This is a genomic window from Variovorax sp. CAN15 (genome assembly GCF_030462475.1).
In the GTDB taxonomy this organism is placed as follows: domain Bacteria; phylum Pseudomonadota; class Gammaproteobacteria; order Burkholderiales; family Burkholderiaceae_C; genus Variovorax.
This window is the reverse complement of record NZ_JASMRZ010000148.1, coordinates 1-5,612: the sequence shown is the minus strand read 5'-3', so window position 1 is coordinate 5,612 and position 5,612 is coordinate 1. Positions and strand designations below refer to the sequence as shown.

Annotated in this window: 7 protein-coding genes; 6 read left to right on the top strand and 1 reads right to left on the bottom strand. The window is 62.2% G+C overall.

Annotated elements, in window-relative coordinates; translation table 11 throughout:
* From QMO14_RS32640 to QMO14_RS32630, 3 genes are all read left to right on the top strand, one after another.
* A partial coding sequence (locus QMO14_RS32640; RefSeq protein WP_301512263.1) for a hypothetical protein occupies window positions 1–371 on the top strand: 371 nt, incomplete at its 5' end.
* 284 nt (window positions 372–655) lie between these two features.
* Window positions 656–940: a hypothetical protein gene (locus QMO14_RS32635; protein WP_301512261.1), complete on the top strand. Its 285-nt coding sequence runs from the start codon at window positions 656–658 to the stop codon at window positions 938–940.
* A 3-nt stretch (window positions 941–943) separates the two neighbouring features.
* Window positions 944–1,846 (top strand): zeta toxin family protein, encoded by a 903-nt coding sequence (locus QMO14_RS32630; RefSeq protein ID WP_301512260.1) that lies wholly within the window; start codon window positions 944–946, stop codon window positions 1,844–1,846.
* A gap of 141 nt (window positions 1,847–1,987) precedes the next feature.
* Here the strand turns inward: QMO14_RS32630 and QMO14_RS32625 are convergent, their stop codons facing one another.
* The gene (locus tag QMO14_RS32625) at window positions 1,988–2,380 is read right to left on the bottom strand and encodes a hypothetical protein (protein WP_301512258.1); all 393 of its coding nucleotides are present in this window, start codon (window positions 2,378–2,380) and stop codon (window positions 1,988–1,990) included.
* Between the two features lie 439 nt (window positions 2,381–2,819).
* Here QMO14_RS32625 and QMO14_RS32620 point away from each other — a divergent pair, with 439 nt between their 5' ends.
* The 3 genes from QMO14_RS32620 to ligD all read left to right on the top strand — a co-directional run.
* Entirely contained in the window at window positions 2,820–3,080 is a 261-nt protein-coding gene (locus QMO14_RS32620; RefSeq protein WP_301512256.1) for a DUF3606 domain-containing protein, read from the top strand.
* A 92-nt stretch (window positions 3,081–3,172) separates the two neighbouring features.
* On the top strand, window positions 3,173–3,352 hold the full coding sequence (locus QMO14_RS32615) for a DUF3606 domain-containing protein (protein ID WP_301512254.1): 180 nt from the start codon (window positions 3,173–3,175) through the stop codon (window positions 3,350–3,352).
* An 11-nt stretch (window positions 3,353–3,363) separates the two neighbouring features.
* Window positions 3,364–5,612: DNA ligase D (ligD, locus tag QMO14_RS32610; RefSeq protein WP_301512253.1), on the top strand; the 2,249-nt coding region annotated here is incomplete at its 3' end.

Below are 5,612 nucleotides of genomic sequence, written 5' to 3'. Positions count from 1 at the left end.
ATGGGGATTCCAGCACCACGCCGAAATACCTCTATGAGTTTCCAACGTTCGGACGGCTGGACGTGCAGCTGCCGGCGGGCTTCATCGACGTGTCATGGCACAAGAACACGTGCCCTTCGTTCGAGCTGCCGAGCCCTGACCAAGCCGCGGAGTGGCCAGCGCTCACGTTGTTCATCGACTACCAGGACCAGGACGAGCGCGAAAGCGTTGAGGCCCCTCGCTTCTTTCTGTACGCCGGCAGCGACATGGAGAACTGGTTGGTTGCTACCGACGACTGGTCCCAAGTGCAACAGTGCATTGCGGCGAAGCGTGCGGAGCTGGGCTTGCCGCTGCCCGCATCCGCCTCGCCGAACACCCCGGTTGCGAATTGACGGCCGTATCGCTCAACAAGAGGTGGCGTGCGCCACCCCTTTCGGCGCGAGCCTTATCCCCTGGAGGTGAGGCGCTTCGCGCAGTTGCAGCAGTCTCGCTTCGCGATGCTCCCCGGCCCTACGGGCCGGGGGACCAACGCACCAACCTTCTCGCGCCAGCCTTGGCAGCGCCCAACTTTGACCCCGGCTACGAAAATAGGAATGTCGCAATGTTCAGCGCATGCACCCTGAATTTGTCAAAATCACCCATCAGGGCGCGCGGGCGCCCCAAATGGAGAGTTGCGATGAAGTGGACCCAAGAGCAAGGAATCGCCTTCGAAAGTGCGCGCGAGTGCATCACGGCGCTCATGGCAATCTTCACTGCCGATCTGGTTCAGGCAGAAGCCGAACACGGCGCGGATTCAAGGCAAGCCCTCGCGATCAACGCAGAGATCACCGCTCTCTTCAAGGAGCGTTCCGGGCTCACGCCCACCGATGTTGAGGGTGTGGCGCGCACCCTCGCCGCATATGCTCCGTTGGTTCGCGAAGGTCTTGCAGAGCGTCGCAACAGGCAACTGCTGGCTGCCTGATCGGTGGAACTCGACCGCCAGAAGCACTGCCTTCCTGAAGCAGACCACCAGAGAATTTTCGAGCGCTCCATCCTCCCACGGCTCTTTGCTGATGCCGCGCGCGTGGACGATCCTGTTGTCGTGATGTTTGGCGGCCAGCCCGGCTCCGGAAAGAGCGCGGCCATCGCCGACGCGGTCGCGGTGCTCAAGGCGCATGGCGGCGGCGTGGAAATCATCGGCGATGACCTGCGTAGCTTTCATCCGAAGTACGCGGCCCTCCTCGCTTCCGACGATCAAACGGCCGCGTTCTACACCGACCTCGACGCGGGGCGTTGGGTCGAGAAGGCCATTCAGCACGCCAGCTCGAAGCGCTACAACGTGGTGCTGGAGGGCACGTTTCGGCAGAGCGACGTTGTTGCCGCGACGATGACGCGATTCCGGCAGGAGGGCTACCGAGTGGACGCCCGCGCCCTCGCCGTCAGCAAGCACATGAGCCACCAAGGCGTCGTGGAACGCTACGAGAAGCAGAGGGCTCAGTTCGGGAACGGTCGAATGACGACGCCGAAGGCGCACCTGGACGCCTATGAGGGCATGCTGCTGACGGTGGAGCGCATCGAGAGCGGGAAGCTCGCGGACAGCATTCGGCTATATCGGCGAGGCGGGGTGGAAATCTACGTGAACGAGCTGGACGCGGGCGAGTGGCGCCAGGCGCCCGAGGCCCGAAAGGCACTGGAAGCCGAGCGGGACAGGCCTTGGTCGATGCGCGAGCATCAGGAGTACACGGCCGGATGGCTTCGCATTCAGAAGATGTTGCGTGCACCCGGCCGGAACGCAACAGAGGCGGAATTGAAAGCGGCGGCGGAGGCAAGCCAGCTGCGCAACGCCCTGCCTTTGCGCAACGCGAACTCGACTTCGCGGGGACGCTAGAGGACGAGACGCTTTCTCGACCGTCAGGGCAATTTTCCGCGGGCCTGTGCTTCAACCGACCCTTCGGTCCTCGCGCCGTTCAAGCAGTCAGGTTTTCGGGAGCACCCATCGGAAGTTCCGTGGGCGATCCGACCTCGATCCTCAGTGACGGGCCTCATCCTGCATGAGCATGAAGACTTCGAAGTGCACGTCCAAATCACCGTCAGGCAGCTTCACCATGTTGGTGACGCATTGGAAGACCTTCAGGGCCAGGTTTTCATTCATGGATTCACAGAAGGCTGTCTCGGAAGCGAACCGCGCACGCTTGCTTCCGACGAACTTGAAATTCAGGTCAGCCGACGCCGTCCCAGGCCGGACCTCATCAAGGCGGATGTAATCATTCGTGAGAACGATGGGGTCTACCACGTTCCCCAGCATGCCCATCAAGGCCTCAAACCGGCTGGGGATGGTGTCCTTGTCGATGTCTGAAACGCTGATTGACATGGCCCCTGTGGTTGTCTCAACCCGGGCAACGAACGTGCTGAGAGCAGTCATGGTCGAGCCTCCTTCACTTTGATACGCAGGACACTGTACAAAAATACAGTATAGCCAAAACTCTCGCGAATGGAAGCAGGGATAGGAGCCTTGCACAGTCGCCAGCGCATTCGCAGCGCAAACATTTCCCACCCGCTCCTTCACAGCTCAAGGTGCGTCTCCCGGCAATGCCGGGACCGCGCTGTCGCGGCGTTGCCGTCGAGCCGGCGCTTCGCTTGTCTCGCCCCCTTCGGGCTTCCATCGCTGACGCCTCCGCGCCGCTCGGCGCTGCGCGCTGCGCTTGCGAAAGGACCATAGACGGCTTCGCGAGAAAGCGGATATGGTGCAGCACCGCTCATGACCGAAGGTTGGACAGGGCGAGTGCTGCTGACGAACTGGCCGAAGCCCGGCGGCCAGGCCTTCTACCTTCGCTCCTCGACCACGACCACGCCGAAAAGACATGAGCACCGATCCCAAAGATTTGCCCGCCCGCATCGACATTCAAAACCCATTGGACGTTCGCCACTGGGCCGCCGAGCTTGGCTGCAGGCTCGAAGATATCCGGGCGGCTGTGGACGCGCGTGGCCCGGATGTACCAGGGGTACGTGAATTCATCAGAGGTGTTCAAGCCGGTCGCGACAGAACGAAGCCTCATGTGCGAGCACAGGAGATGACGGCAGCGGCCATTGCGCGCGGCAAGTTGGGCGCCAAGGGCTCCTAGCGGCTTCCCGATTTCCACTGGAAGCGGGCGGTGCGGGCCTACACCAGCGTCTGCAACATTTGGGCAATGTGAAATCTTTTGGGAGATCTTTCATGTCCGACGACACCAAGAAGACTGGCCTTGACCGGAAGCTGATTTCCCTCGAAGAGGACTATGAAGTGAGGGACTGGACAAAGAGCCTGGGCTGCACGCCAGCCGAGCTGCGCGAGGCCGTAAAGGCCGTAGGCAACTCGGCGGAGAAGGTCCGCGAGTACCTCGCGAAGCAAAAGTAGACGGGGTCGTCATGCCGAACGGCGGTGCGCTTTCAGTCTATAAGGCGAAGCGCAATTTCGCGGTCACTGCAGAACCTGCAGAGGGCGGCGTGGCCAGCCCGGACGCTTTGTCGTTCGTGATCCAGAAGCACGCCGCCTCTCGACTGCACTACGACTTCCGCCTCGAACTGGACGGCGTCATGCTGTCCTGGGCTGTGCCCAAGGGGCCCAGCTTCGACCCTAAAGAGAAACGGATGGCCATCCACGTAGAGGACCATCCAATTTCCTATTCCTCCTTCGAGGGCACTATTCCACCGAAGCAGTACGGTGCTGGCACGGTGATCGTCTGGGACAACGGCACCTGGGAGCCTGTCGGCGATCCGCGCAAGGGCCTGGCCGCCGGCAAGCTGGTGTTCAGGTTGCATGGGCAGAAGCTGGAAGGCCTGTGGGAGCTTGTGAAGATCGCCAAGGGTGGGGAACGGCAGGAACCGTGGATCCTCTTCAAGAAGAAAGATGACTTCGCGCGGCCGCACGTGGATTACGACGTGCTCACCGCCCTGCCCGACAGCGTGCTTTCCAAGCCATTGAAGAGGCTTGCAGCCCGGCCTGCAGCGGTGGCCAAACGAAAGACGGCCAGGCCTGCAGATCCGCTGGCCAGCGCGCGCAAGGCCGAACTTCCCGCCAAGATCGGGCCGCAGCTTGCCACTCTGGCAGCCGGCATTCCGTCGACGGGAGAGTGGCTGTATGAAATCAAGTTCGACGGCTACAGGCTCATGGCACGAATCGAGAAGGGCAAGGTTGCGCTTATCACCCGTGGTGGCCATGACTGGGCAGCCAAGATGCCAGGCCTCGTTGCTGAGCTCGGCGAGCTCGGCCTCACCTCGGCGTTTCTTGACGGGGAAATCGTGGTGCTGGGCGCCAACGGCGCGCCGGACTTCAATGCCCTGCAGAACGCTTTCGACCGGCGCAAGGGCGCAGAGCGGATTGTGTACTTCGTCTTCGACGCGCCATTTTTCGAAGGCACTGATCTGCGCGAAGTGCCGCTGAAGGAGCGTCGCGCGCTTCTGCGGGACTTCTTCGAGGAGCGGGCTTCGGAACACGTGCGCTTCAGCGCGGATTTCCCTGCCGATCCGGCTTCCATCTTGAAGTCCGCGTGCCAGATGCAGCTGGAAGGCGTCATCGCAAAGCGCGCCGACGCTCCGTACGTGTCGCGACGCAGCGAGACCTGGCTGAAGCTGAAGTGCAAGCTTCGGCAGGAATTCGTCGTGTGCGGCTATACGGACCGGACGGACAACAGCGCGCAAATCGGAAGCTTGCTGCTCGGCATTCATGACGACCAGGGCAACTTGGTCCCCGCTGGCAGTGTCGGAACCGGCTGGAGCGGCAACGAGGCGGCTGAGTTCAAGCGCAAGCTCCTGCCGCTGGCCGTCGACGCATCTCCATTCGACAACGGCACCTCGAAGCCGGGTCGATGGTCCAAGCGCAAGGAGGGGAGCGAACGGTGGGTGAAGCCGGTCATCCTGGCAGAGGTATCGTTTGCCGAGTGGACGCCCGATGGTCAGGTCAGGCACGCATCCTTCATCGGGCTGCGCGACGACAAGCCGGCCAAGGCCATCGTGAGAGAGCAACCGAAGGTGGTTGGCGCGCCTCCGGTCGCCGGCGCGCGGGGCAACTTCGGGACCGGCGCCGGCGGTGGCGATGCCGGAAAAAGCGTGAAGGTCAGCCACGGCGAGCGCGTGATCGATGCCACCACCGGCGTGACCAAGCTCGACTTGGTGCGGTATTACGAATCGGTTGCCGATTTCATCCTGCCTCACCTGAAGGGGCGCCCCTGCTCTCTCGTTCGCGGTCCTACGGGCGTTACGGGGGAGCTGTTCTTCCAGAAGCATGGAGAAAAAATCGGCATTCCTGGCATCACTGAGTTGCCGGAAACCCTTTGGCCTGGGCATACGTCGCTGCTCGAGGTGGGCAACGCAAAGGCGCTGGTCGGCGCCGCGCAGATGAACGTCATTGAGTTCCACACGTGGAATTCGACGGCCAAGGCCATCGACAAACCCGACCGGATGATTTTCGACCTCGACCCTGGCGAAGGGACGACCTGGGAACACATTCAGGAAGCTGCGACGCTCATGCGAACCATGCTCAACGCTCTGGGCCTGGAGTCATGGCTGAAGACGAGTGGCGGCAAGGGGCTGCATGTGGTCGTCCCGCTCGCCCCCCGCTACGACTACGACACGGTGAAGGGCTTTTCCCAAGCCATCGTCCAGCACATGGCGCGGAC

Excerpts from the sequence above, each read along its gene's own strand:
- QMO14_RS32620 (WP_301512256.1), top strand. The coding sequence starts at position 2,820 with ATGAGCACCGATCCCAAAGATTTGCCCGCCCGCATCGACATTCAAAAC.
- QMO14_RS32635 (WP_301512261.1), top strand. The coding sequence starts at position 656 with ATGAAGTGGACCCAAGAGCAAGGAATCGCCTTCGAAAGTGCGCGCGAG.
- QMO14_RS32615 (WP_301512254.1), top strand. The coding sequence starts at position 3,173 with ATGTCCGACGACACCAAGAAGACTGGCCTTGACCGGAAGCTGATTTCC.
- QMO14_RS32625 (WP_301512258.1), bottom strand. The coding sequence starts at position 2,380 with ATGACTGCTCTCAGCACGTTCGTTGCCCGGGTTGAGACAACCACAGGG.